The following is a 25,002-nucleotide window of genomic DNA, read 5'->3' as shown; positions in this document are numbered from 1 at the left end:
GCGGCTTCGGCGAGGTCGAATTCCGCCAGATCGCCGACTGGATCATCGAAGTGGTAGACGGCCTGGCCGCCAATGGCGAAGACGGCAACGGCGCCGTCGAAGCCAAGGTCAAGGCCGAAGTCGCAGACCTCTGTGCACGCTTCCCGATCTATCCGAACCTGTAACTGGTCCATCCTCCAACACGGAACGGCGCCATGAGGCGCCGTTTCCTTGCGTCAGATCCCTGAAAACGTTCTGGATCTCGCCCAGCGCATATCCGGTGTTTTGGGCAAGGTCCCGGGCCCCACGGTCGCCCAAGCCATTCTGGTCAATACGCGCTTTTTCCGCCCCGACCAGCCTTTCGCGCAGCTGGTCACACCGAATCCGTGCATTCGATGTCACCGCACACAGGGGTTTGCGCCATGTTCAGACCTTGGCGCGTTGTCCAGAATCCAAGCTCAGATCAAGCCGCGCCACCACAGAAAAACCAACAGAAGCGTCGTCAGTGCCAGCATGTTGAAGGCCAGCCCCCCCAGCAGGCCAAGGAACCAACCCCATCTGCGATCCGCAAGATTGATGGACCCCAGATGTTCCTGCACCACGTCGGACGCCTTGATCAGCTTGGGGTTGTCCAGAACCAGCCTCAGTTTGGGATGAGACGCCATCGCCTCGGCCCGGGCCAGAATCAAGGCCTGCTTGTAGACGCGCCGCGGCAGTCGGCGCTTGGCCTTGCGGATCGATGCCTCGAGCGTCTTGTCGCGCAACCCGAGCTTTGCGCGCAGCAACACAACCGTTTCGGCGATCCGAGTCTGAATGTCTGGGTCCTGCGCCATTGGTGGCCTCCTGCGGAGGCAATCTAGCGGCAGCGTCTATGACCTACAATGGGGCTGGTCGTTTCCGGCGGTGACTTGTATCACGCGGTACATGCTGAACACCATCATACATGGCGAACCGACCGCCCGACCGCCCCTTGTCATTGCCCACGGCCTGTATGGATCGGCCCGGAACTGGGGCGTGATTGCCAGACGGCTATCAGACCAGCGACAGGTTGTGGCCGTCGATATGCGTAACCACGCCTACAGCGCGTGGGATGCTTGTCATGACTATCCCCATCTGGCGCAGGATATCGCCGAGGTCATCGAACGGATCGGCGGGACGGCAGACGTACTTGGGCATTCAATGGGCGGCAAGGCCGCGATGACACTTGCGCTGCAACACGGCGCGCTGGTGAACAAACTGGTGGTCGCAGATATTGCGCCGGTGAAATACACGCACAGCCAAATTCAATTTATCGAGGCCATGCGTGCCGTGGATTTCTCGCGCATTGCACGCCGCTCGGATGCCGAGCAGCAATTGACCGAGCAAGGCGTTGAAAAAGCATTGCAGAGCTTCTTTACCCAATCGCTGGACATCAAGGGAAAGCGTTGGCTGCTGAACCTGGATGTGTTGGCGGACCAGATGCCAAATATCATGGGCTTTCCCGAGTTGGACGCCCAGTGGCAAGGCCCCGCGCTGTTCCTGTCGGGGGCCGAGTCAGATTACGTCTTGCCGGAACATCGGGCCAAAATCCGCGCACTGTTCCCCGGCGCGCGATTTGCCAAGATCCCCGGCGCCGGGCACTGGCTGCACGCCGAAAAACCGCGCGAGTTCGAAGCTGCCGTCAGGACCTTCCTGAACGCCTGATCAAGCGCCTTGATACAACCGCCTGGCCACCATCCAGGATGCCGGAGCTGCGATTACGGCTCCCGCGGCCGCGGCGCCCACAATTGCGCTGACGGACACCATTCCGGCCGACAGCACGGCGATTACGGCCGAACCAGACAGAGCAGTTGCAATCAGTGAATAAAGCATAGCGGCAAGGCGAAACATGGCCGGGCTTTCCTTTTGATGGCTTCCGGCCAAATATTTCACGATTCGAATGTGTTGTACTTTGATTTGTGTCAGTTTCAGACGGTTTCGAAGCTAGGATTTGGCGATTTCACCGCCCCCATTCACCCAGTCCGTCAATCCACCAAGATTGTAAACCCTCTGGTATCCCATATCCTTCAGGAGTTTTCCGGCCAAAGCCGCGCGCCCGCCAGATGCGCAGTACAACACGATGGGGCGATCCTTGCGCAGTTCAGGGTCGTGTGATTGCAATGCATCATCTGCCCGAAACTCCAGCATGCCGCGGGGTATATGATGCGCCCTGACGGCGCGGCCCGTCTGTTCCAGCTCATTTGCATCGCGAATGTCCAACAGCAGCGCCCCCTGTTCGGTCATCGCCTTTGCCTTGGCCGCATCGATACGCTCGACCACCGCGTTGGCCGCCTCCATCATCTCTTTCACCGTCACCGGCATGTGAGTTCTCCTTTACGTCACCGCGCAGAGGTTAACATGCGAATTTTGGAAGGTGTAGACATGGAAGGAAACGCGCGTGTTACTGCTCGCGAAACGCGCGCGACATGCTGTCTGATACCGGTTTGGCGATATAGGCCGCAAAGGTGCGCTCCTCGGTCTGGATCATGATTTCTGCGGGCATCCCCGGTGTCGGAACAAAGCCGCGCACGCGCTGCAACTCATCCGGGGTCAGTGAGACTCGTGCCAGATAGACTTCCTGCGGAACACCGGTCGAATCCTCAAGCAGCGCATCGGCCGAGATATAGAAAACCTCGCCATACAAAACAGGCGTCGTGCGTTGGTTCAACGCGATCAGGCGGACTGTGGCGGTCTGCCCCGTGACGACACTGTCAATCTCGGTACGCGGAATCTGTGCCTCGATGATCAGGGGCGCATCTGCGGGCAGGATTTCGGCTATCGGTTCCCCGGTCTCAATCACACCGCCCGGCGTGTGATAATGCAATCGCACCACCGTTCCGGTTACCGGCGCGCGCACCACGGCCCGGTCAAGAACGCTGCGCGCCTGTCGGGATTTTTCACGCACGCTTTCCAGATCGGCTTCGATCACGCCCAGTTCATCCAGTGCGGCCTCACGATAGGCGGACCGCGTACGCGCGATCTGTTCGTCATATTTCAGCAGCATCTGGTTGATTTCAGCGGCTTCCGCCTGCAACCGGGCCTGCTGACCTTCGGCTTCGGCCTGAACACGACGGATCGTGTTCAACTCCCCTTTGCGGACAAGGCCCTTTTCGAACAGTTGGCTTTTGGCCTCAAATTCCTCCTGCAATATCTCGGCACGCCGGGCCATGCTATCCAGTTGCGCCTCAAATCCGCTGGATCGGATTTTCAGCGCTTCCATATTGCGCTCCAGCAAAGCCAAGTCATTCAGCAGCGTCTTGCGCGACACATCAAAGCTGAGCTTTTGACCATCCAGAATGGCCATTACTTCAGGATCTTCTGATGCTTCGACAAGCGCCTGCGAAAACACGAGGCGGTCGCGTTCCCCGTACTCGGCCAGCAACCGCTCGGTCATGGCCTGAAGGCGCAGCTTGCGAATATGCAATTCACGCTCATTGGCCTGGGCCGAGGTCTGGTCCAGGGTCATCAACACTTGACCTGCCTGAACCGCCTGACCTTCCACAACCTTGATGTCTTCGATGATACCACCTTCAAGATGTTGCACAATCTTGTTTCGGCCCGTGGCAACAAAGCTGCCTTGCGCGATGACCGCTGCGGCCAGCGGGGCACTGAACGACCAGACCCCGAAACCGCCGAAGCAAACGACAAGCAAGACCACCCCGATCACTATCAACCTGTTGATCGAGCGCGGAACCTCAGCATACCAGACTTCTGGTTCATTGGATGAGTTGTTCACAGGTACGAGGTCATTCATGGTCAGCCCCCCTGCTGGCCTTCAATTCCAGTCTGCTTGCGCGGCCCGTTGATCTGCTGAAGAACCTGATCACGCTGACCGAACAGGGCCACACGCCCATCCGTCAGCAGCATGATCTTGTCGACAACATTCAACAACGTTGGCTTCTGCGTAATGACGACAACGGTGATCTTGCTTTGACGTGCCTGTTCGATTGCACATGCCAGCGCCTTGTCGCCCGCGACGTCGAGATTTGAATTCGGTTCATCCAGCACAACCATTCTGGGGTTGCCGAAGAACGCCCGTGCCAGAGCGATACGCTGCTTCTGACCACCGGACAAAGGCGAGCCATCAGCCGCCACCACGGTCTCATATCCCTGCGGCAGCGTTGCAATCATGTTATGAACATCGGCCAGAACGGCGGCATCATGGATCTGTTCGTCAGTGGCATCCGCCCGCATCCGGCCGATATTGTCCTTGATCGTGCCCGGGAACAACTGAACATCCTGCGGCAGGTAGCCGATGCTTTCGCCAAACTGGCGCGGGTCCCAGTTTCGGATGTCCATCAGGTCAAGCCTGACGCTGCCCGATGTGGGCAGGATGGATCCCACCAGAGTTTTTCCAAGCGTGGTTTTCCCCGCACCGGAATTGCCGATGATGGCCAATGTTTCGCCGGGAACCAGTGAGAACGTGATGCCGTTCAGAACCACGCGCTTGGTTCCGCCCGGTACATAGAGCAGGCGTTCGACATCCAGACGACCTTCGGGGCGTGGCAAGCGCAGTTTTTCGTATTGCAGGGCCGAGGTCGACAGCAGTGCCTTGATCCGGCCGTAAGCTCCGCGCGTCAGCAGATAGCTGTTCCATCCTTCAATCGAACCTTCAATTGGCGCAAAGGCACGCCCGGCGATGATCGAGGCCGCAATCACCATACCGCCTGTGATCTCTCCTTGCAGCGCCAGAAACGCGCCCCAACCCAGAATTCCGATCTGCGTCAAAAGGCGAACGGCGCGCGAGATTGCAGCGAAGATCACGTTGCGGTCCTGCGCCCGCACCTGCCAGGTCAGGGATTGGGCAGTATCCCGCCCCCAGATCCGCACGGCCTCGGGGATCATTGCCAGAGCATTAATAATCTGACTGTTGCGAGACATCGAATCCAGATGCAGGTTCGCCATGGACTGTGCCTTGTTGGCCTCGGCAAACGGCTTGGCAGTCGTTTTCTGGTTGATCAGTGCAATCGTCATAAGAATCAACGCAGTAACCACCACGATCATGCCCAGTTGCGGATGCACGAGGAAAATCATCAGAATGAACAGCGGTGCAAACGGCACGTCCAGAAATGAAAGCAGCGTGCCCGAGACCAGAAAACCACGAAGCTGTTGCAGATCGCCCAATGTCTGATACTCGCGCCCGTTTCCGTGCAGCGACGCATGGGCCGCCGCGCTCAGAACCGGTGCGCCCAGCCGGGCCGCCACTTCAACCCCTGTCCGCATGAGCATGAACCGCCGCACCGCATCAAAAGCAGACTGGAAGATCACCGCCCCTGCCACGATGGCCGTCAGCATGATCAGCGTATCCAGCGACCGGCTGGTCAGAACACGGTCACTGATCTGGAACAGATAGATCGGAATCGCCAGGATCAGGATGTTCGTGGCGCAGGTCAGGACCAGAACAAACGCAAGATTGCGCCGGATCGCCCGCATCGAAACGCGCAACGTGCGCTGGAAATCTTCGGGCGGGGTGCGTTTGTGGAAGGTTTGGGGTGGCCCGTTCCCATCACCGCCGCCGGAATTCGTTTGCAACAGTGGCTGGTTTGCCTTGGCCTCGATCGTGGTGCCTATGCCGTTCTCACCGGATGCGCGTGCAGAGGGGGTCTTGCGCGCAGTCGAGTCCCCGGCGGATGCCGGATCCGGGCCGTCGGCGTCGGCCACCCCATTGCCGCCACCCGCCGGCTCTTCATCTTGCGCGGGTTGCGGCTGCGCACGCTGATGGGGAGGATCAGCGCGCCGTTGTTCGCGTGAGTGTTTTTGGTCTTTGGATTGCTGTGGCGCTTCGGTTTCAACCGTCGAATCTGGATCTGACTCAGACACGCGCATCTCCTGCGTCAGGTGCAACCGGGCTTTGACCCGTTGTGTCGCTGGATCTGCCCCACCGTCTGCGCGCTGGCGCTTCGGGCCCAAACCGCCCTGCCTGTCCAGTGGACTGGATAAGAGTGGACGGCGCGACGAAAAAACAATCGACATATACAAACCTTCTGGTCACTCGATAAAAACTTGGGGGGTCAGGCCAGCATGGATTGCAGGCCGTCATCTGGTGTCGTTGTGTCAGTGGATTGTGCGTCCAGTGCCAGGGCCGCATCCGGTTGCGGCACAGACATGTCCGCCATGATTGCGGCGATCGCCTCGTTGGTCATATCTGTGATTTCCTGGTTGTCCGGCACGTCAATCAGGCTGGCCTGATGAAGCAGCAGGTCAGAATAAGATCCGTCAGCGGCCATAACCGTCGAATCCACACCCATTTTGGTCAGATTGACGGAGTTCAAAAGAGCGTTGCTGCCTGCGACGACATCGGTATCGGCGGCACTGGGACCGGACAGGTCAATTTGATCCTGATCCAGCATCATGGTGACCTGTTCAACGATGTTCACCTGCAACAAGTCTCCGTCGATCTTGAGCACGCGCAACTGCTCCATCCCTGCAAACAAGGGATCGTTGAGCAGCGCATTCTCCAACGCATCCACATCCGTTTGATCAAGCGCCATGGCGTCGGACAGGTTCTGCTGCAAATCCTGATGTGTATCTGCGCCTACGGTTTTGACCGACGCGTCATTCATGATCACGTTTTCATCATCTCCGGCCATTGCGCCGGGCATACCGCCGCTGATGATATCGTCATCTATCAGGGTGTTGGTCTGGTACAACATGTCCACGGAAATCATATTCCCGTCGATCATGATCAGGTCGTAAAAACTGCCCAGCTGCACGATGTCGGTGACATTGAACATTTCGTTGTCGCCCAGCGCGTACAAGGTCGATGCGGCCGAAATCTCGGTCTGTATGTTGTCGATATCCGTGGCGTCGATAACTTGCTTGACGAAGTTGGCCACAACCAGATCACCGTGGACCCAATCCACAACGATGAAGTCAGGCTGTCCGGTTGTTCCGGCGCCATTGTCCAGCCAGGGGGCATCTCGGCCTTCGACTTCGATCTTCGAGGACTGAATCACATTGGTGCCGCTGCCCGTTCCCGGTGCCCCCACATCCCAATCTGACACAAGCGCAACCTGGCTGATGGCGGTCAGGCTGATCGCCTGCCCTCCGACGGCGATATAGGGGGCATCAACCCAACCTACAGATGCCGAGACAGCATTGATAGCAAGGTTCCCTCCGGTCACGACCAGGTGTCCGTCGTCAAAGTCAGGATCTTTCGACTGATCCCACTCGGCCGGGAGCATGGCCTCTGCCTCATCCTCTCCGGCTTCATCCGGCTGATGGAACGCAGGCAGGATGTCTGTCCATATCGGAGCTTCTTCAACGTACTTACCGTTTACGATCACCCCCAACGCATCATTGCCATGAAACTGATGTACCGTGACCCCGTCGATATTCGCGTTTGCCGGGGCCAACATCTGTTCGGCCAGCGCCTCGAGCATTTCGGTCGACTTGTAATCCGCGAGCGAAAGCGAAGGGGCTGCCATGGCATGAAGCGACAGCGCCATGTCCATCATCTCTTCGCCCTGGGCGATCAGCGCCTCGGTATCGCGAAAGTCCCCTTCCCCCACCGTGTCGTTGTCGCGCATGACCACCTTTTGCACGGTGAACGTCATTGCCGAACCCAGCGGCACCGTATCCGGTCGCAGAATAATCAGTTCCGGTGCAGAAGACGGGCCGGATACGCTGTCTGGAACAAATCGCGTGGATTCCGCGCTGTCACCATTGAGGATGATGACCGACTCATGCACCGGCCCGACAGGAGCTTTTGGCAACGTAAGTTCCGGTTGAGAGGGAAGAAAATTGAATGGCAGGGCTTTGTATTCGCCCGCCGGGACATCCAGATCAGCTTTGATGTTGATCGAGGTAGGCTCGTCAAGCCCGTCTATTTCGGCTTTACGCCTCAGGGCGCTGAATTCTTCGTACTGATCCCTCAGGCGGGCTTGTTCTATCGTAAGCTCAAAAGTTCCAACAAAATGCGCTATCGTTTCCGTAATACCGTCAAGTGCCATGTCGGTTATCCTTTTTGCCCGCGGCGGCTCGTAATTTCCGCTTTGGGTTCAGTTGGGCCGGGGCCGCGTTTTGCGGCCCCGGCATTTTCGAAAGGTAGCAAGGCCCGAAAATGCGAGCCCCGCCTTTTGACTTAAACGTCCGTGTCGTCGCTGGCGTGGGACATGTTCATCGAACCACCCACCATGGTCGTATCGACCGTGTTGCCCAGGACGTTGGCGCCCATGATGATCGACTGGTTGAACGCAGACGTATCAACAACAGCTGCCGCCGATGCATAGGACTCACCGGTCACGATGCCATCGCCACCATTGTTCGCGCCCCAGGCACCACCATTGCCGCCGGCACCACCGTCACCTGAATAGGCGCCGCCACCGTTACCACCGGTGATCATGCCACCCATGGTATCGCCTGACGTTGCAGTGCCCATCGAAGCTCCGCTGGTTCCACCGTTCGCGGCGGATGCGCCACCGGCACCACCGTTGCCCGAGTCAGCCGCACCAGCTGCGTCGCCCGACCCAGTCGATGTGGCATCATTGTCGGAACTGCCTTCGCCGCCGTATCCGGCAATTGCTTCGGCCAAGCTGTCAGCCGCACCGTTTGTGTCGGCGTCTCCGAAGATGTCGGCAGCTCCGCCGTTGCCTGCGGTATTGGCCGCGTCGGCAGACCCGGCTCCGTTGCCGGTAGACGATGATGTTGGCGTTGTGCTACCGCCCGCGCCGCCGTCGCCGTCGGCAGCCGATGTTCCGGTACCGGCCGCATCCGCTGCGCCATCTGCTGCGTTCGACCCGCCGTCACCGCCGCTTCCGTCGGTGTCTTGCGAGTTGCTGGCCGCGCCGTTCACGTCGCCCGGGCTCTGGTCGATATCCGGCCCGCTTGCCGACTGATCGCCAACACCCTGAGCATCGGAATCCGCGTCAGCGGTCCCACCGGAGCCGTCGCCGCCTGAGCCGTCGCCACCTGAACCGTCGCCGGCCGTGCCGTCGCCACCGGTGCCGTCACCGCCGGTTCCGTCGCCGCCTTCGCCCGCTTCGGCGTCAATCATGCCCAGCTCTTCCTGCAGAGCCATGATTGCAGCTTCGACCATCGCGCCGAATCCACCTTCGCCGTCACCGCCGGTGCCGTCGCCACCGGTGCCGTCACCACCAGTGCCGTCACCGCCGGATCCGTCACCACCGGTTCCGGTTCCGCCAGAGCCGTCAGCCGAGCTGTCTGCGCCGCTGTCAGCAGAGCCGTCCGCAGTGTTGTCACCCGCAGTGGCATCATTTGCATCAGTGTTGCTGTCGCTTGTGTTCGAAGCCGAACCATCTGCCGCAGCATTACCGTCGCCACCGTCCGCACCAGACGCATCCGCAGCGTTGTCCGCCGTTCCGGTCCCGGTTCCGGTCGAGTCGGAATCGCTGTCGCCGCCGTTTGCGTTACCGGCTGCGTTCGAACCGGACAGACCAAGGCCCAGACCCAAACCAAACGAATCCGCGCTGCCGCCGGCTCCACCGGTTCCGCTGCCATCGGCACTTGTGCTGCCGTCATTGTCGGACGAGGCTGAGCCATCTGCGGCACCGCCATCTCCACCGGCACTGTCACCGTCGGATCCCGCGCCCGCCATACCAACACCATTGCTGGCATTGCTTGCGTCACCGGTCGATCCGCCCCGACCAGCGCTGGAATCGGCATCCGCACTGCCGGTATCGCCACCGTCAGCCCACGCGTGGCTGCCCAAGGTTGATGAATCGGCCGCGCCACCGTAGCTGGTTCCACCGTCGCCCGATTTTCCACCGCCGGCATCCGAGCTGATACCTTCAGCCGCAGTTGCCGTGCCACCATTGGCATCGCCGTTCTGGGTGAAGTCGGCGTTGTTGGATACGGTCGGTGAATCAAGCGTGTCGTCGTCGCTCAGGCTGGCGACCTGGCTGTTCACGGATGACATTGCCGTTCCGGCGCCGTCCATCGAGATATCCAGATTCATGTCATCGCCTGGATCATAGGTCAGATCGCGACCAGCAGTGATCACGTCACCCACTGTCGCCGAATCGCCGAGGTCCAGATCAACCTGATCATCGTCGCGCGGAATCCACTCACCGCCGCCGAAATCGATATTGATTGAGTTGCTGTTGGAGTTGTCGTTGGTGTTGTCGCCGGCATTAAGCGTCTGGTCTTGATCCTGACCCTGGTCCTGATCCTGACCTTGGTCCTGATCCTGACCCTGGTCTTGATCCTGGCCTTGGTCCTGACCCTGATCCTGACCCTGTTCGTTGGCGTTCTCTACATTCTGGTCTTGCTGCTGTTGCTGCGCAGTCACATCGGCTTCGACAAGAGCCTCATCAACCTGAATTTCAACATCCACCGGAGCATCCAGGTTTTCGACAACGATTTCATCAACGGTCGTTACGTTTGTATTGTTTACGTTACGTCTCATAACAAATTCCCATTTATGGAACGCCTGACCGCCATTCATCTACAAAGCGGCAACGGGCGTGATTGAAACTGAAATACCCGCACAGCGTTCAAGCACGCTGAATGCGGTTCACGGTAGTTTTTCTGAGGCCACCTCCTTTCCCGGCTAAGCCGAATACGCGGCCGTTCACAATCGATGCTGAAATGCGCAAGGAACGGGCGCGGCAGGGACAGACGCTTTCACAATTAAAGCCTGACCATGTTCGCAGCGACGCACGCTTGCGACTAGCTAACTGAAAGTTCTTATGAGGATAAACTATTGTTTTTTATGTTTATTTTGAGAGCATTGCGGAACTTTCGTCGGGCTGGAACAAAAAGTTCTAAATTAAGAAAGCAATAAAAAATTATGCAATTGTTTCCGCTGGTTACACAATGCCACACCGAAAAACCTAAACAATAGTTCTATATCTAAGGCACTTGAACTATACCGTCTGGTTGTAGAAAATCACGTTTTCAGCTACAATAAACCTCACGTAATTCTTTGATTAGTTAACTACTTTTACACCGGTAATTCCATTTCGATAAAGCCATTTCCGGTTAACCCCGTTTTGTGAGGGAATATAATGAGTGAGTCTTTGAACAATGAATATGGCAATCAGAGCTTTTATTCAGAAGATTTTTCAATTGTCTTCCTCGGGAAAGAACTATTCTATTCAAATCAAACCCTAAGAAGCGTTCAAACCGAGTTTGGTGTCCGCGCTTTTCGCTTCGAAACACTCGAGGCGATGCGTGCAAGTGTTCCGGACACCGGCAAGATCGTCGTCGTGGATCAGATGTTGATCGAAGACCTGTTGGCGCGCCCAGATGCATACACCAAAAGTGCAGGTTCCGGCTGTCTTGCCTTCGCCTATCGCAAAGAGGAATCGGCCCGGCACCTGTTCGAAGGCTGGAACCGCGCGCAGTTTGGAGATGTCGGCTTTCTACCGATGAACGTGGCACCGGATGCGTGGCGCGCCATCCTCAGACTGCTGATGCACGAGGAACTTTATCTTCCCAGCTTTCTGGCTGACTGTGTTTCAGCCCCCTGTCAGCGCGCGCCCGAGAGACCACGGCAACGGGAGACATTTACATCCAACGGCGCGGATCGGCACGCACAGTACTCCAAGCTGACACGCCGCGAAAAACAGGTTTTGCAACTGGTCTCAGAAGGCAAAAGCAACAAATTGATTGCGGCCAAGCTGGGCATCACGGAACACACGGTCAAGCTGCACATGCATAACGTTGTCGGAAAGATTGGCGTCAGCAACCGGACGGCGGCTGCTCATTTCTATTTCGAGGTTGCGCCTCATGAGGCGCAGCAGACCGCCCTTGACTGATCCCTTTGAAGCCCGGTTCGACCGCCTGATCCTTTTGGTCGGCAGGCTGAACTACATGTGGACAAACACCGAGAGCCTGCTGATCCATCTGATCGCCGGCCTGACTGGAACGTCCAAGGACGTGGCCGTAATCATATTTCTGACTTTGAACACCACCCGCGCGCGAATAGATCTGGTTGAAAGACTTGCAAAAATGGAAGGGCGCCCTGCCCAGCTCCGAGATCCGATCCTTGAACATACGCAAAGGCTGGCCAAGCTTTCTGGCATCCGCAACAAGTACAACCATTGCATCTATTCCTTCGACCCTGAAAGCGGAAACCCGAAAACGATCCTTATGCGGATCGCTGACCGCAAAACCGACATAAAACTGGGCCGCGAAGATACCGTGGACGACAACGCGCTGCTCCAGATCGAAGCAGTCGTTGATCAGCTATCAGCCGCGAACAGGGACATTTGGAAACTGATCCGACAATTGGGGTTTCCGGTTTAAGCATAGTTGCACAGCAGAGTATTATGGGGGGCTTTGCAGCTCCCGTGCGTTCTGCCACGCACACATAAGACACGGCATTTTTCTTATTCTTTTTGGTACGGGCGGTGAGCACGATGCGGCTTGTACAACATGCTGCGTATAGACCCTAAAACATTAATATTACTATTAAACTAGTCCGTCACCTGCAGGACACTGCAACAGAATTTGGGAAAGCACCGCTCCGCAAGTGTGGGGCGGTTAAAGCAAGAGACGTAAACCGACTATCAGCAGCGCAGGTAATAAGTGCCGCGCTTTGTATCGTTGTTCAATACGGTGGCGGGCTCTTTCTCAAGAAGTCGCAGAACGGCAGTCGCTGGTTCTATCGGTTCTAAGACAACGGCAAGCGCCAGGATGGGGGATTGGATCTTTCCCTGACATGTCCCTGTTTGATGCGCGCACAGAACGAAAAAATGGTCCTCTAATACGGAACGCGACGACGATCCGATTGCGGAACTTGAGCTCCGGCGTCTTGATGCAGAAAACAACCCGAACGACCCGACATTTGAGGACATGGCGCTCATCGCGTTTGATCGGTTCAAGAAACGGCTGCGCGGCGACGGTGCGCGCGGTCGCTGGTTCGGGGACTTGATTCGATGAGATAGACGGCGACTTGTGAACGGTCCCGAAAGAACCCATAAAAAGCTAATGGAAAAAGTACACGGTTTCTGAAACCCGCTGTGGACTGAGGCCGTGAACCTGATTGAGATATGCTGCGAATTGCGGTCAAAGCGGCCGATACGTCAGTTTGTTGGGATGTGTGATAACAGTCCAATCCAGACATGAGTTCAGAGTTCTGTGGTTGCGGAGGAGTTTTCCAAAGCCGCCGCTCACACGTGGCACTGCATTTATATGGTCGGCATGTTTGCCACGCGGTGTCAGCCGACATACGAGTAAGCGTTAACAGGAAAACGCATCTAAGGGTGACGCCTTAGAATCAAGGCCGGCTTACGACAAAGTTTGGGACTATCCCTGCCTTTATGATCGCTGCTTTAACATCATGCCCTGCGAAGAAACCGTATCCCGAGATGAGGGCGGAAGCTATGCCTGCTTCTCGTGCGCCCAGTATGTCGGTGTGCAGGCTGTCGCCCACCATCAGAACCCGAGACTTGTCGATGTGCCCGAGACATTGGAAAGCAAGATCATAGATATTGGCAAAAGGCTTTCCAAAGAACTGAGGGGCGACGCCTGTCCGGTCTGCCAGCCGGTGCGCGTAAAGACCGGGTTCCTTGGAAAAACCGTACTCGCGCGGAGCGACAATGTCAGGGTTGCCGACCAATACCGGGCGGGGACGCTCTTGCAAAGTGGCCTCCAACATGGCTTGTCGTGCTTCAGTCCAAACCGCTGACCCGATCAACAAGAACCCGTCGACGGTTTCGTAGGGCTTCGGGTCATCCTCCAGATAGGACAGTTTCAGCCCCTCCAGATCGCGAAGGCCGGCACTGGGAGCCGCCATCAACCCCCACTGCAAATCACTTTGGCCGTTCAGTTCAGACAACAACGTGGCCCGGCTGGTGATCACGTCTTGTGGTGCGAAATCGTAACCAAGCCTATTGTACTTCTCCATAAGAGTTGCGTGGGGAAACCCGGCGGCATTCGACACGATCAGAACACGTTTGCCAGCGGCTGTCAGCGACCTGACCCGTTCTGGCGTATCCGGGATTGCCGTATCGCCAATATTGAGAACCCCGAAAGCATCGAGGAGGAACACGTCAAACTCATGAGCTATGTCCTCCAGCGTGTCCGCCTGGCGATAGTTCAATTCAGTAGATCTGGTTTGCGGCAGGCGATGTCGTACAGCCTCGTAGGCGTCAAAAGCATCTTGCACAGAGAAACCGGTCAAATGATGGCTCCTCGTACCTTCGCCGAAACCCATTCGCTGATCATAACCGCGACGAGAATGACAATCAGGATCAGGCTGACTTGTGGCCAAGCCAGAACGTTGAGCGAAGCCGACAATTGCAACCCGATACCTCCGGCTCCAACTAGCCCGAGCACCGTGGATTCGCGGATGTTGATATCCCAACGGAAAACAGCAATGCCTGCAAACGCGGGCAGGATTTGCGGTACGATCCCATAGGCCATTACCTGCCAGCGTGAAGCACCGGTTGCCGTTATTGCTTCGACCTGCGTGTGATCAATCTCCTCAATCGCTTCGTAAAGAAGCTTTGCGCAAAACCCGATTGAACGAATGGCGATTGCTATGACACCGGCGAACACTCCGGGACCAATAATCGCGATCAGAAGAAGCGCCCAGATCAACGAGTTGATAGAGCGAGTCGAGACAATGACCAACAGGGCAATCGGCCGTATGAACAAAGCCGACGGCGTGGTGTTGCGGGCCGCCAAAAAGGCAACGGGCACTGCCATGCATAGGGCGATGATTGTTCCCAGGGTGGCAATGTTCAGAGTGTCCCAAATCGGGCGGCCCAGTTGGGTGATGTACTCCCATTTGGGAGGCGTTGCCCGGGTCCAGATATCATTGGCGATGCGGGGCGCGTCCCAGACGAAAAACCAAGTGGTCGATTCCGAAATCAGCTGCCAGCAGTAAACAAAGATCGCCACGCCCAACAGCCAGCCGAACCAACGAACCAAGCTCTGACCTGTTGTCCGGCGACGCCAGATTTGCGCATCGTCGCGTTCAAGTATCGGCATTACTGAACCCTCGCTCGAATAATCCCCGAAAGGTATTCCAGAGCCATCACGATGCCGATGATCAGAATGAGAATGGCCGCCGCGGTGTCGTATTCATAGCGGTCGAATGCGGTGTTCAAAGTCGCACCAATTCCGCCAGCCCCCACGAGCCCGAGGATCGCGCTTTCCCGGAAGTTGATGTCGATCCGATACATGGAAAGGCCCACAAGTCGCGGCATCACTTGCGGCTGAACTCCATAGTTGATCCATTGTGGCCAACGCGCTCCAGAGGCCTTGATCGCCTCGGCCTGAACCTTGTCCATGGCTTCGATATCTTCGGCCAGAAGTTTCGAAAGAAACCCTATGGTGGCGAAGGAAAGCGTCAGAAATCCGGCCAACGGGCCAAAGCCGAAGATCGCCACAAGCAATATGGCAACGATGATCTCTTGCAATGCCCGGCTTATCGCAACAATGCCTCGGCAAATCATATAGACTGGCAATGGCGCGATGTTGCGTGCAGCCCCCAGCCCAATCGGGATCGATATCAGGATACCCACGACCGACGCGGCCACGGTCATCACGATACTCTCCAGAAGGCCGCTCCAAATATCTGACCACCGTGAAATGAAGTCTGGGCTGGTGAATGCAAGCACAAACGCCCAGCCGCGATCCAGCCCTTCATAGACACGACCCCAATCGACTTCGATGGTCATAAAGGCTGCGATCAGGTAGGCGAAAAATCCAAGGAGCAATGCCCAGCGGAGCACTGGGTTCTTGACAAAGGCAGGTTTGCGCCAGCCTTTTCCCAGCATGTCGTCCAGTTCTCGATGGCTCATTCTGCGGCCTCGACATCTTCATCTTCGTCCACTTTTTCGATGGTTGCTTCCCAGTCTTCTTCCCCATAGATCTCGGTCAGCTTCTCAGGGGTAAGGCCGGTGGGAAGCCCATCATACACAATTTCGCCAAATCGGAGTCCCACAACGCGCGGAACAAACATCTGAGCGAGCGCCACATCATGGATATTGATAATGGCTGCCAATCCGCGTTCCTGACATAACTCGGTGATTAGCCGCATTATCTGACGGCTGGTTTTGGGGTCCAGCGACGCAGTTGGCTCATCAACCAGCAACAGTTTCGGGTTTTGAATCAAGGCGCGGCAGATGCCCACCCTTTGGCGTTGACCACCCGACAGTTCATCCGCCCGTTTATCCGCCATGTGCAACAGCCCCACCCGATCGAGCAAGCGGAAGGCTTCGTCCACATCCGATTGCGGATACCGTCTTAGGAAGCTGCGCCAGAATCCCACGTATCCCAGCCTGCCGGACAATACGTTTTCCATCACAGTGAGGCGTTCGACCAAAGCATATTCCTGAAAGATCATACCCATTTCGCGGCGTGCTTTCCGCAACGCTCCCGAGCCGAGTTTGGTCACGTCAACGTCATCCAGAAGGACACCGCCGCTTGTCGGTTCAACCAACCGGTTGACACAGCGGATCATGGTCGATTTGCCCGCGCCCGAAGGCCCGATCAATGCAAGAACCTGTCCTTTTGGAACGTCAAGATCAATCGCCTTCAGCGCCTGATCTCCGGTCTTGTATGTTTTCGTCAGCTTTTGAAGACGCAGCATGAAATGCCCCAGATTAGGGTGAACAGCGGGCCCTTTCAGGCCCGCCGGATTAGTGAAAGGTTATTGGCAGGCGTAGGAAACGCCATTTGCTGCGTCAATTTTACGAATGACGTCCCAGAATTCCTGATAAGTCATCTCGAGGAATTGGCCTTCGTTTGATTTTGAGAACTCAGCTTCAAGTGTCGTCCCCTCCCAATCGAAATTGAAGAAGGCATTGCGGATCTTTTCCTGCAGCTCGGGTGTCAGGTTGTAGACGGTGCCAAACCCAGTGGTCGGGAAAGTCTGCGACTTGTAGATCGTAACGACATCATCTTCCTTGATCACATCGCGCGAGATCATCCGGGATTTTACCGAATTCGCGATCGAAGCCGCCAGGTAATCCTTGTTGGCGACACCCAGGATCGAGTTGTCGTGCTTGCCCGAGTAGACAGGTTCGAAATCGCGTTCTGGCAGAAGATCAAAATCGCTTTTCAGGATCGCCGAGGGCGCTTTGAATCCCGAGTTGGATGTAGGCGATGTGAAAGCCAGTTGCTTCCCCTTGATGTCTTCGACCTTTTCGATGCCCGAACCTGGATAGGTGATGATCTCCATCTCGTAACCAAAATTTCCGTCCTTCGAAGCCATGATCGTGAAGGGGCGGAACCCGGCGCAGTTTACCGCCAGTGGGTTGGAACCGGTATTGAAGCCTGCAATGTGCAAACGCCCCGAACGCATCGCCTCGATCTGGGCCGCGTTGTTTTGAACAGGGAAAAAGACGACGTCCTTGCCAGTTTCCGCTTTCAAATGGTCAAGAAAATCTGACCACGCGGTTTTGTATACGGCGGGATCTTCAACCGGCGTATAGGCAAAAATCAAAGTGTCAGGATCTATCTGCTCGGAAGGATCTGTGGGGATATCCGCGATCAAATCCCCGTCGGCATCACAAAAACGCTCGTCCAAGTCACCGCGTGGACAATCCTGCGCCGACGCCGTTCCACTTATCGACATGAGCGCGATTGCAGATGCCCCAAGCAATAGTTTGATATCGATCTTCATGTTTTCCTCCCAGTCAAGTGCGGTGCTTTTTATCCGCCGTTAATCAGTCATTTCATATCTACCCGGCGACGAGAACGTCGACCCGGGCGCCTTCAATGGCGTTATGCAATTCTCCTGTTGGTTTTTTGTCGGTGATTATTGAATGCAGGTCGTCAAGGTCCCCTACTTGAGACAGGCCTTTCCGGCCGAATTTCCCGGAATCAACAAGAAGGTGCCGTTTGTCGGCTCGCGACAGCATTGCCCTCTTTATTGCCGCGAAGCCGCGCACTGTTTCTGAAGGGCCATCGGTCGATAACCCCGAGGAACCGATCATGCACCTGTCGACGTTGAAACGGGACAGAAACTCCAGCGTCTCGGTTCCGATCGTTGCAGACTCAGTTGCCAAGTATTCCCCCGGGCATAACAGCACTTGTGCAGCCCCATGGCCAAGGGTCATGGCTACGGGAATGGAATTGGTGATTACGGTGCAGGATGTGCCAATATAAGCCAGTGCACGTGCCATTTCGATTGTGGTCGAGCCGGAATCGATCATGACCGTTTCACCGCTCTGGATCAGTTCTGCCGCTGTGGCACCTATCCGTTCGCGTTCCTCAACCTGTGCGTTTGTTCGCTCATCCAAACCCGGATAGTGCCCTTGCGCGGCGGCCGATGCTCCCCCGTGTGCCCGCGCTATCAAGCCATCATTCGACAGAGCATCGAAGTCTCTGCGAACCGTCTCGGTGGAGACGTTGAACCGCTGCGCCAGTTCGTTGATGCGAACGTGCGGGCGCAGCTTCAGTTCCAGCAATATCTGCTGGCGCCGGTCGGATTTCTTTACCCGGCTGTGGTTCTTTTCAGACATTTTGCCGCGCGTTTTAGTTTTGGACATCCGACGACCCGACTAGGTTTCGAAATCCACTTTTGTGGGCTTTCGGTCATAATGCAATATTTTTTGTTGCATAACCCTCGGAAGGTTGTGAGAATTCGAGCGAACACAAGTATTTCGAAGCGCAAAGCAAAGATGCACAGGCTGATCAAATTCAGAATACGAGCCAAGGCAAAGCGTTGACCGGCCAACTTGCCAACAAGACAGCTTCCTTTTGGTTCTTGATCGTGTGGCATTGAGAGGCGGCATGAGCGACAGCGAAACGGCAGATCAGATTGCGGCGCTTCCGATGCGCTGGGACAAGACTGGCAAGTTGCGCGTTCTTATGGTCACTTCGCGGGACACCGGCCGGTGGGTTATCCCGAAGGGCTGGCTAATGGACGGCAAAAAACCATGGCAAGCTGCTGAAATCGAAGCGCAAGAAGAAGCAGGCGCCGTCGGCACCATATCGAAACGGCCAATCGGTCATTTTTTCTATGATAAACGATACGAGGGGCAAAGCAGCGTTCGCTGCCGCGTCACCCTTTATCCGATGGTCGTCGAAAAGCTGAAGCGACGCTGGAAGGAAAAAGGTGAACGTACGCGTCACTGGTTTTCACCGGCAAAGGCCGCAAAGTTGGTTCAAGAAAGCGACCTGTCAGATTTGCTGAACAATCTGACAGACAATCCAGAAGTCAAAATTGTCATAAAGAAACTTCGACAGGCTGCATGAGGAAGGGCATGAAAGAACCGGGAAACCCGGACGCATCAAGCTCAAAGGGAGGAAGAAAATGAGGAAATTGATATCCACAACGGTTGGATCGGTGATCGCCCTGGCTGCGTCACTGTCGGCGGCACAGGCCGACAAGCTGACACTTTATTGTTCGGCGCAAGAAGACTGGTGCCAACTGATGGCGCGCAGCTTTGAAGATGCAACAGGCATCGACGTCAACATGACCCGGAAGTCGTCAGGGGAAACCTTTGCACAAATACGCGCCGAAAGCTCGAATCCGAAAGGGGACGTTTGGTGGGGCGGTACGGGTGATCCGCATTTGCAGGCCGCCGAAGAGGGCCTGACGATGGAATACATTTCGCCGATGCGCGACCAGCTTCATGATTGGGCGATATCCCAGGCAGAAAGCGCGGGCAACAAGACGATCGGCATCTATTCAGGCGCACTTGGCTACGGCTACAATTCCGATCTTATCGCTGCAAACAACCTGCCCGAACCGGCCTGTTGGAAAGACCTGCTGAAGCCCGAATACAAAGGCCACGTTCAGATGGCGAATCCGAACTCATCAGGTACGGCCTATACCACGCTGGCGTCGATGGTTCAGATCTTTGGCGAGGACGAAGGCTTTGAGTTCATGAAGGGTCTGCATTCGAACATCAACCAATATACCAAGTCCGGGTCCGCGCCCATCAAGGCCGCCGGTCGTGGTGAGAACACCATTGGTATCGTCTTCATGCATGACGCCGTGAAGCAGGCCGTTTCAGGATTCCCGATTAAGGTCGTCGCGCCATGCGAGGGCACGGGATACGAAATCGGCTCGATGTCGATTATTGAAGGGGCGCGCAACGAAGAAGAGGCGAAAAAGTTCTATGACTGGGCGCTGTCTCCAGAAGCTCAGAATCTTGCTCTTCAGGTCAACGCGTTTCAGGTACCGTCGAACAAGAACGCAATAACTTCGGAGAGCGCGCCAGACATGAGTCAGATCAAGCTGATTGATTATGACTTCAAAAAGTATGGGTCCTCAGACGAACGGAAGCGTCTGTTGCAGAAATGGGACGAAGAGGTTTCGACCCTGCCGCAGTAAATGACTGACCAGACTTCAAAAACGACCCATCCGGTCCTGATCTTCTGGATCACGGCCGGGTGGGTCGGATTCTGCCTGTTACCTTGGTACATGGTCGACGGCGGCCTTTGGTCGTTCGAGTGGCTTTTGGACGGCTATCCATTCGATGAGGATTACGCCCCCGCTGCGTTTCTGATTGGGCAAGGTGAAAAACTTTGGCTCGCTCCGCTTTTGATCGCACTCGCCCTGCCGCTTCTGGTGTTGAAGCGCACCAAATCTGATCCAGTTTACGCCCGCATACTGATCCTGTCAGGGGCGCTTGGCTTTGGCTGGCTGATCGCTCAGGGGTTCAGCATTGGCATCAGAGGTTTCAACTACAATTGGCTGGAGGCGATGTTTGGCGAACTTGGCGACCGTCAGTTCGGCATGGGCTATGGCGCGATGATATGCGCCTCGAGCTTTCTGTTCCTGCTTACTCAGGGGATTGCGGCAAGGGGTGCCATTAACGGTGACGTCTTTGTCGTAAGCGCCATCGGGGGCGTTATTACAATTGTCACCGCGTTTGTCTTTTTTCCCATCGCGAAGATGCTTTTCGCTGCCTTCATCACCGAAGACGGCGCGTATTCCATCGCGGTCTTCTTCTCGAAGTTTTTCGATGATCGATTGTGGGGTCTGGGGTGTTTTCAGGGCGCGCGTTGTGGCGCAGCCTGGAATTCACTGTTCCTCGCCATCCTCGTTGGCGTCATCACCACGGTCCTGGGTCTTTGCTTTGCACTTGTCGTGACGCGCTCAGGCTTTCGCTTCAAGCGCGTGCTGCGGGCTCTGACCGTTCTGCCAATAATCACCCCGCCATTCGTGATCGGCCTGGCGCTGATCCTGCTTTTTGGCCTGTCCGGCTCTGTCACCCGGTTCGTTGCCGAACTGTTCGGCACGCAACCGACACGCTGGCTTTACGGAATGCCGGGCATCCTGATCGCGCAGACACTCGCGTTTACGCCAATTGCGTTTCTTGTTCTGATCGGTGTGGTTGAAGGTGTCTCTCCGTCGATGGAAGAAGCGGCGCAAACGCTCCGCGCCAGCAGATGGCAGACATTCAAGACGGTTTCCTTGCCCCTGATGCGGCCTGGTCTTGCGAACGCATTTCTTCTGGGCTTCATCGAAAGCATGGCCGATTTCGGAAATCCGCTTGTATTGGGCGGGAATTTCGACGTGCTTTCGACCGAGATATTCTTTGCCATCGTCGGCGCTCAGTACGATCAGGGCAGGGCCGCGGTTCTGGCCATGGTGCTGCTGTTCTTTACTCTTTCCGCCTTCTACGCGCAGCGTGTCTGGCTGGGGAAGAAAAGCTATACAACCGTCACTGGCAAAGGGGATGCCGGCGTTCATCCACTGATGCCCACTGGCCTTTCTGTTCCGGTGCTGCTCATCGCTCTGGGCTGGGCGCTGTTCACAATTGTTGTCTACGCGATGATCATTTACGGCAGTGTTGTCGAGCTGTGGGGCGTCGATAACTCGCTGACGATCAAACACTATATCACTGCATTCTCGGTCCGCTTCGAAGAAGAGGGTATTCGCTGGACCGGGGCAGCTTGGGACAGTTTCTGGACCACCATAACCATCGCGGCCATTGCTGCGCCATTGACTGCCGCCGTTGGCCTGGTGACCGCCTATCTGCTGACAAGACAAAGTTTTGCAGGCAAGAACGCTTTCGAATTTGGAACAATGCTGTCCTTCGCTATCCCCGGGACAGTGATCGGCGTCAGCTACATCCTGGCCTTCAACGTTCCGCCAATTGAAATCACGGGTACGGGTGTCATTCTCGTTGTCAGCTTCATCTTCCGCAATATGCCGGTCGGCGTTCGTGCGGGGATCGCGAGCATGTCGCAGCTTGACCGCAGCCTTGATGAATCCTCGCTGACCCTTGGTGCAAATTCGTGGCAGACGTTCCGAAATATCATTCTGCCGCTGTTGCGCCCTGCGATACTTGCCGCGCTTGTATACAGCTTTGTGCGCGCCATGACGGCGATCTCGGCCGTCATCTTTCTGGTCAGCGCAGAATATGACATGGCGACCAGCTACATCATCGGTCGAGTCGAGAACAACGACTATGGCCTTGCGATCGCCTATTCGACGACGCTGATCTTCGTGATGCTCGCGGCGGTCGGCTTATTGCAACTTCTCGTCGGTCGGGTCCAGATTGGCCGACGCACGCAGCACGCTACGGAGACATCGCCATGACCGACACCAAAATCGGTTCCAAGGCCGCCCCGGTACGCTTTGAGAACGTGTCGAAAGTGTTCGGCAAGGATGTCGTTGCCGTCGACAACATCAACCTGAACGTCGAGGCGGGAAAGCTCGTCACACTGCTTGGCCCGTCAGGCTGTGGGAAAACAACGACTCTGCGCATGATTGCCGGGTTGGAAATGGCAAGCTCGGGCAAGATCCTGATCGGAGATCGGGACGTGACCAAGTTGCCTGCCACCGACCGCGACGTATCCATGGTGTTCCAGTCATACGCGCTTTTCCCTCACATGAGCGTGCTGGAAAACGTGATGTATGGCCTCACATTCTCGGGCTTTGCAAAGGAAGAAGCCCGCAGCCGCGCTCTGAATGGATTGGAACTGGTTGGCCTTCAGGGGTTCGACAGTCGTCTTCCCTCTGAACTGTCAGGGGGTCAACAACAGCGTGTTGCAGTCGCCCGCGCGCTGGTTCTTGAGCCGCAGGTTCTGCTGTTCGACGAGCCGCTGTCCAACCTCGATGCCAAGCTTCGCCGTCAGGTACGAGAGGATATTCGGGCAATCCAGCAAGATCTCGGTTTGACAGTTGTCTACGTGACCCACGATCAGGAGGAGGCACTGGCGGTCTCGGATGAAATTGTTGTCATGCGCAATGCAGCAATCGCCCAAATGGGCACACCACGCCAGCTTTATGATGCCCCGAACGACCGATTTGTTGCGGATTTCATAGGCGAGGCAAACCTTTTGGAATGCCAAATCGTCGATATCAATGGCGACGCGGCAACGATAGAAATAGAAGGCTACCGTCACACGCTACCACGTCGCGGATTGTCCGAAGGACCCGCGACCATTGCCGTGCGACCCTCTCGTCTGGTCATCGGCTCAGACCAAGGCATCCCAGCCACGGTGGCCAAGGCGACCTATGTTGGCGTTCGGATGGAATACACGCTGACCGGTGAATTCGGTCAGGTTTTTGCCGTTCACGATGACGTCGATGCGCCGCTGGATCCCGGCACCGAAATCAAAATGGGCTTTTCTGACAAAGGCCCCGTTCTTTTGCCGGATTAAATGCCGAAACTCATTATCATTACGCACCCCGAGGTCGCAATCGATCCGGCCGTCCCGATAACCGAATGGGGCTTGAACGCTGTGGGCCGCAAACGCGCTACTGAATTTGCATCCAGTGAAGTCTTGTCCAACGTGACGCAGATCTGGACCAGTGGCGAGCGGAAGGCCCGCGAAACAGGTGAGATTCTTGCTGCACCACGAGCGCTACCCGTGAATTGCAACTTGAGTCTTGGTGAGAACGACCGCAGCGCAACCGGTTACTTGCCTCGGGACGATTTCGAGGCCGCGGCCGATGCTTTCTTTGCGCAGCCGGATGCAAGCTATTGCGGTTGGGAAACAGCTGTCGAGGCGCAGAGACGCATTCATCGCGCAGTAACAGAGGTAATCCAGACGCATGATGCCGGGGATCTTGCAATCGCGACACACGGGGCAGTAGGCACATTGCTTTGGTGCGCACTCTCGGATTGTTCGATAGACCGCAAGTATGACCAGCCCTCGCAAGGCCATTTCTGGCAGGCTGATCTAGCGACACTCAAACCTGATTCAGGTTGGGTCTCTTTTACTTAGACGTTGAGCGCTCCAAGCGTTTTCTGCGATCTCACGCAACGTCTCGAACACATCTGGTGTGCCTGCGATCACGCGCCCGCCGTCTCGGATCATCGCATCGGCGTTCTGATCCTCGACAACACCGCCCGCTTCCGCGACCAGCAATTGCCCAGCCAGACAATCCCAAGCATTCATGTGTTCCTCGACGTAACCCAAAAGGCGTCCGGCAGCGACGTAGGCCAACGAAAGCGCTCCGCTGGCATTTCTGTGAAACATCGCCCCGTGCTCGATCAGATCCTCGATCACGGGTAAAACATGACGGCTTTCAATCCGGTTCGAGTATCCTACGGCCACAGTTCCGTCGCGCAACGGCACTCCTGAAGCGACGCGTATCGGTGATCCGTTAAGTGTCGCTGTTTCTCCGCGCGTTGCGACAAATGTTTCATCCACGTTTGGATCATGGATCACGCCAATCTCCGTTTGGCCGTTGGTGACACCAGCCAGAACAATAGTCCATGCTGGAATACCGTTCACGAAATTCGTGGTTCCATCAATTGGATCAATAACCCAGTCAAAGCCACTCTCTCCCGCTACCGCGCCATGTTCTTCACCGTAAACGCCATCTTTGGGCCAAGCTTCCGCGATCTTTTGACGAATGAAAGTCTCGACGCTCCCGTCCGCCTCGCTGACCCAGTCCTGAGCGCCTTTTTGATCAACGACAAGATTGACCCGATCTGCAAAGAACTTTTTGGCCACTACCCCAGCCTGCCTGCAGATTTCGGTGGCAAAGTCTCTGCGTTCTGAAAGTCGGGACATAAGTGCTCCTTTTTCGGTTGGAGAGTTGCCCAGCAACACTGTAGGCCAAGCGAAGACCAGGCTCCAGACTGATCGAGTTTCAGAGCCTATGCGTTCCTCCCTGGATCATTAGTGAATGGTCTACACGCCATTTCAATCGGATCAATCGTTCTTGTG

22 protein-coding genes and 1 pseudogene are annotated in these 25,002 nt (G+C 56.2%); 9 read left to right on the top strand and 14 right to left on the bottom strand.

The genetic code is table 11. The features are described from left to right. Nucleotides 1-164, top strand: a pseudogene (gene glyA / locus GS614_RS22310) (serine hydroxymethyltransferase); the annotation flags it as partial. 273 nt (nucleotides 165-437) lie between these two features. Here glyA and GS614_RS21340 read toward each other — a convergent pair. Further along, the gene (locus GS614_RS21340) at nucleotides 438-812 is read right to left on the bottom strand and encodes a hypothetical protein (protein ID WP_171172661.1); all 375 of its coding nucleotides are present in this window, start codon (nucleotides 810-812) and stop codon (nucleotides 438-440) included. A gap of 91 nt (nucleotides 813-903) precedes the next feature. Between GS614_RS21340 and GS614_RS21335 the strand changes: the two genes are divergently transcribed. Then, nucleotides 904-1,662: an alpha/beta fold hydrolase gene (locus GS614_RS21335; RefSeq protein ID WP_171727272.1), complete on the top strand. Its 759-nt coding sequence runs from the start codon at nucleotides 904-906 to the stop codon at nucleotides 1,660-1,662. Here the strand turns inward: GS614_RS21335 and GS614_RS21330 are convergent, their stop codons facing one another. The 6 genes from GS614_RS21330 to GS614_RS21305 all read right to left on the bottom strand — a co-directional run bounded on the left by GS614_RS21330 (nucleotide 1,663) and on the right by GS614_RS21305 (nucleotide 10,363). Beyond that, nucleotides 1,663-1,848 carry a hypothetical protein gene (locus GS614_RS21330; RefSeq protein WP_152457401.1) on the bottom strand — a complete coding sequence of 62 codons (186 nt, stop codon included), beginning with the start codon at nucleotides 1,846-1,848 and terminating at the stop codon, nucleotides 1,663-1,665. It abuts the gene before it with no gap. 93 nt (nucleotides 1,849-1,941) lie between these two features. Next, nucleotides 1,942-2,319 carry a rhodanese-like domain-containing protein gene (locus GS614_RS21325; RefSeq protein WP_171363817.1) on the bottom strand — a complete coding sequence of 126 codons (378 nt, stop codon included), beginning with the start codon at nucleotides 2,317-2,319 and terminating at the stop codon, nucleotides 1,942-1,944. A gap of 79 nt (nucleotides 2,320-2,398) precedes the next feature. Beyond that, nucleotides 2,399-3,751, bottom strand: a complete 1,353-nt coding sequence (locus tag GS614_RS21320; protein ID WP_171232495.1) for an HlyD family type I secretion periplasmic adaptor subunit — start codon at nucleotides 3,749-3,751, stop codon at nucleotides 2,399-2,401. 2 nt (nucleotides 3,752-3,753) lie between these two features. Then, nucleotides 3,754-5,817, bottom strand: a complete 2,064-nt coding sequence (locus GS614_RS21315) for a type I secretion system permease/ATPase (protein ID WP_371807933.1) — start codon at nucleotides 5,815-5,817, stop codon at nucleotides 3,754-3,756. 191 nt (nucleotides 5,818-6,008) lie between these two features. After that, a complete protein-coding gene (locus GS614_RS21310; protein WP_171727271.1) occupies nucleotides 6,009-7,949 on the bottom strand; it encodes a type I secretion protein in 1,941 nt (646 codons plus the stop codon). 131 nt (nucleotides 7,950-8,080) lie between these two features. Further along, complete coding sequence (locus GS614_RS21305; protein ID WP_171120791.1) at nucleotides 8,081-10,363, bottom strand: hypothetical protein; 2,283 nt, start codon at nucleotides 10,361-10,363, stop codon at nucleotides 8,081-8,083. A gap of 601 nt (nucleotides 10,364-10,964) precedes the next feature. Here GS614_RS21305 and GS614_RS21300 point away from each other — a divergent pair. Both GS614_RS21300 and GS614_RS21295 read left to right on the top strand, forming a co-directional pair. Beyond that, the gene (locus GS614_RS21300; RefSeq protein ID WP_171727270.1) at nucleotides 10,965-11,717 is read left to right on the top strand and encodes a response regulator transcription factor; all 753 of its coding nucleotides are present in this window, start codon (nucleotides 10,965-10,967) and stop codon (nucleotides 11,715-11,717) included. Next, on the top strand, nucleotides 11,710-12,207 hold the full coding sequence (locus GS614_RS21295; RefSeq protein ID WP_152457395.1) for a hypothetical protein: 498 nt from the start codon (nucleotides 11,710-11,712) through the stop codon (nucleotides 12,205-12,207). The genes GS614_RS21300 and GS614_RS21295 overlap by 8 nt, the downstream gene beginning before the upstream one ends. Before the next feature lie 973 nt (nucleotides 12,208-13,180). On the opposite strand, the gene GS614_RS21290 is transcribed toward GS614_RS21295, so the two are convergent. The 6 genes from GS614_RS21290 to GS614_RS21265 are packed head-to-tail and all read right to left on the bottom strand — an operon-like array spanning nucleotide 13,181 to nucleotide 18,407. Next, entirely contained in the window at nucleotides 13,181-14,119 is a 939-nt protein-coding gene (locus tag GS614_RS21290; RefSeq protein ID WP_171172654.1) for an HAD family hydrolase, read from the bottom strand. Further along, nucleotides 14,083-14,898 (bottom strand): phosphonate ABC transporter, permease protein PhnE, encoded by an 816-nt coding sequence (gene phnE, locus GS614_RS21285; RefSeq protein WP_171120783.1) that lies wholly within the window; start codon nucleotides 14,896-14,898, stop codon nucleotides 14,083-14,085. The genes GS614_RS21290 and phnE (GS614_RS21285) overlap by 37 nt, the downstream gene beginning before the upstream one ends. After that, entirely contained in the window at nucleotides 14,898-15,713 is an 816-nt protein-coding gene (gene phnE / locus GS614_RS21280) for a phosphonate ABC transporter, permease protein PhnE (RefSeq protein ID WP_171120782.1), read from the bottom strand. Before phnE (GS614_RS21280) ends, phnE (GS614_RS21285) begins: the two co-directional genes overlap by 1 nt. Further along, a complete protein-coding gene (gene phnC, locus GS614_RS21275) occupies nucleotides 15,710-16,504 on the bottom strand; it encodes a phosphonate ABC transporter ATP-binding protein (RefSeq protein WP_171172653.1) in 795 nt (264 codons plus the stop codon). Before phnC ends, phnE (GS614_RS21280) begins: the two co-directional genes overlap by 4 nt. Nucleotides 16,505-16,564: 60 nt before the next feature. Continuing rightward, nucleotides 16,565-17,539 carry a phosphate/phosphite/phosphonate ABC transporter substrate-binding protein gene (gene phnD, locus GS614_RS21270; RefSeq protein ID WP_171172652.1) on the bottom strand — a complete coding sequence of 325 codons (975 nt, stop codon included), beginning with the start codon at nucleotides 17,537-17,539 and terminating at the stop codon, nucleotides 16,565-16,567. A 58-nt stretch (nucleotides 17,540-17,597) separates the two neighbouring features. Then, nucleotides 17,598-18,407, bottom strand: a complete 810-nt coding sequence (locus GS614_RS21265; protein ID WP_171727269.1) for a DeoR/GlpR family DNA-binding transcription regulator — start codon at nucleotides 18,405-18,407, stop codon at nucleotides 17,598-17,600. Nucleotides 18,408-18,651: 244 nt separating this feature from the next. Here GS614_RS21265 and GS614_RS21260 point away from each other — a divergent pair, with 244 nt between their 5' ends. The 5 genes from GS614_RS21260 to GS614_RS21240 are packed head-to-tail and all read left to right on the top strand — an operon-like array spanning nucleotide 18,652 to nucleotide 24,051. Beyond that, nucleotides 18,652-19,116, top strand: a complete 465-nt coding sequence (locus GS614_RS21260; protein ID WP_171120775.1) for an NUDIX hydrolase — start codon at nucleotides 18,652-18,654, stop codon at nucleotides 19,114-19,116. A gap of 58 nt (nucleotides 19,117-19,174) precedes the next feature. Then, nucleotides 19,175-20,200: an ABC transporter substrate-binding protein gene (locus GS614_RS21255; RefSeq protein ID WP_171727268.1), complete on the top strand. Its 1,026-nt coding sequence runs from the start codon at nucleotides 19,175-19,177 to the stop codon at nucleotides 20,198-20,200. Further along, nucleotides 20,201-22,417 (top strand): iron ABC transporter permease, encoded by a 2,217-nt coding sequence (locus tag GS614_RS21250; protein ID WP_171727267.1) that lies wholly within the window; start codon nucleotides 20,201-20,203, stop codon nucleotides 22,415-22,417. Further along, a complete protein-coding gene (locus tag GS614_RS21245) occupies nucleotides 22,414-23,484 on the top strand; it encodes an ABC transporter ATP-binding protein (protein WP_171616178.1) in 1,071 nt (356 codons plus the stop codon). Before GS614_RS21250 ends, GS614_RS21245 begins: the two co-directional genes overlap by 4 nt. Then, nucleotides 23,485-24,051, top strand: coding sequence for a histidine phosphatase family protein (locus tag GS614_RS21240; RefSeq protein ID WP_171727266.1), 567 nt, complete (start codon nucleotides 23,485-23,487; stop codon nucleotides 24,049-24,051). It begins immediately after the preceding gene. Here GS614_RS21240 and GS614_RS21235 read toward each other — a convergent pair. After that, nucleotides 24,028-24,846 (bottom strand): inositol monophosphatase family protein, encoded by an 819-nt coding sequence (locus GS614_RS21235; protein WP_171727265.1) that lies wholly within the window; start codon nucleotides 24,844-24,846, stop codon nucleotides 24,028-24,030. The genes GS614_RS21240 and GS614_RS21235 overlap by 24 nt on opposite strands. Between the last annotated feature and the right edge of the window lie 156 nt (nucleotides 24,847-25,002).

Origin of the sequence: Ruegeria sp. HKCCD6604 (assembly GCF_013110635.1) — a bacterium.
Taxonomy (GTDB): Bacteria; Pseudomonadota; Alphaproteobacteria; order Rhodobacterales; family Rhodobacteraceae; genus Ruegeria.
The sequence above is the reverse complement of the archived record's forward strand: the minus strand, read 5'-3'. Positions and strand labels throughout refer to the sequence as shown.

Excerpts from the sequence above, each read along its gene's own strand:
- GS614_RS21340 (WP_171172661.1), bottom strand. The coding sequence starts at position 812 with ATGGCGCAGGACCCAGACATTCAGACTCGGATCGCCGAAACGGTTGTG.
- GS614_RS21335 (WP_171727272.1), top strand. The coding sequence starts at position 904 with ATGCTGAACACCATCATACATGGCGAACCGACCGCCCGACCGCCCCTT.
- GS614_RS21330 (WP_152457401.1), bottom strand. The coding sequence starts at position 1,848 with ATGTTTCGCCTTGCCGCTATGCTTTATTCACTGATTGCAACTGCTCTG.
- GS614_RS21325 (WP_171363817.1), bottom strand. The coding sequence starts at position 2,319 with ATGCCGGTGACGGTGAAAGAGATGATGGAGGCGGCCAACGCGGTGGTC.
- GS614_RS21320 (WP_171232495.1), bottom strand. The coding sequence starts at position 3,751 with ATGAATGACCTCGTACCTGTGAACAACTCATCCAATGAACCAGAAGTC.
- GS614_RS21310 (WP_171727271.1), bottom strand. The coding sequence starts at position 7,949 with ATGGCACTTGACGGTATTACGGAAACGATAGCGCATTTTGTTGGAACT.
- GS614_RS21305 (WP_171120791.1), bottom strand. The coding sequence starts at position 10,363 with ATGAGACGTAACGTAAACAATACAAACGTAACGACCGTTGATGAAATC.
- GS614_RS21300 (WP_171727270.1), top strand. The coding sequence starts at position 10,965 with ATGAGTGAGTCTTTGAACAATGAATATGGCAATCAGAGCTTTTATTCA.
- GS614_RS21290 (WP_171172654.1), bottom strand. The coding sequence starts at position 14,119 with ATGGGTTTCGGCGAAGGTACGAGGAGCCATCATTTGACCGGTTTCTCT.
- phnE (WP_171120783.1), bottom strand. The coding sequence starts at position 14,898 with ATGCCGATACTTGAACGCGACGATGCGCAAATCTGGCGTCGCCGGACA.
- phnE (WP_171120782.1), bottom strand. The coding sequence starts at position 15,713 with ATGAGCCATCGAGAACTGGACGACATGCTGGGAAAAGGCTGGCGCAAA.
- phnC (WP_171172653.1), bottom strand. The coding sequence starts at position 16,504 with ATGCTGCGTCTTCAAAAGCTGACGAAAACATACAAGACCGGAGATCAG.
- phnD (WP_171172652.1), bottom strand. The coding sequence starts at position 17,539 with ATGAAGATCGATATCAAACTATTGCTTGGGGCATCTGCAATCGCGCTC.
- GS614_RS21265 (WP_171727269.1), bottom strand. The coding sequence starts at position 18,407 with ATGTCCAAAACTAAAACGCGCGGCAAAATGTCTGAAAAGAACCACAGC.
- GS614_RS21260 (WP_171120775.1), top strand. The coding sequence starts at position 18,652 with ATGAGCGACAGCGAAACGGCAGATCAGATTGCGGCGCTTCCGATGCGC.
- GS614_RS21255 (WP_171727268.1), top strand. The coding sequence starts at position 19,175 with ATGAGGAAATTGATATCCACAACGGTTGGATCGGTGATCGCCCTGGCT.
- GS614_RS21250 (WP_171727267.1), top strand. The coding sequence starts at position 20,201 with ATGACTGACCAGACTTCAAAAACGACCCATCCGGTCCTGATCTTCTGG.
- GS614_RS21245 (WP_171616178.1), top strand. The coding sequence starts at position 22,414 with ATGACCGACACCAAAATCGGTTCCAAGGCCGCCCCGGTACGCTTTGAG.
- GS614_RS21240 (WP_171727266.1), top strand. The coding sequence starts at position 23,485 with ATGCCGAAACTCATTATCATTACGCACCCCGAGGTCGCAATCGATCCG.
- GS614_RS21235 (WP_171727265.1), bottom strand. The coding sequence starts at position 24,846 with ATGTCCCGACTTTCAGAACGCAGAGACTTTGCCACCGAAATCTGCAGG.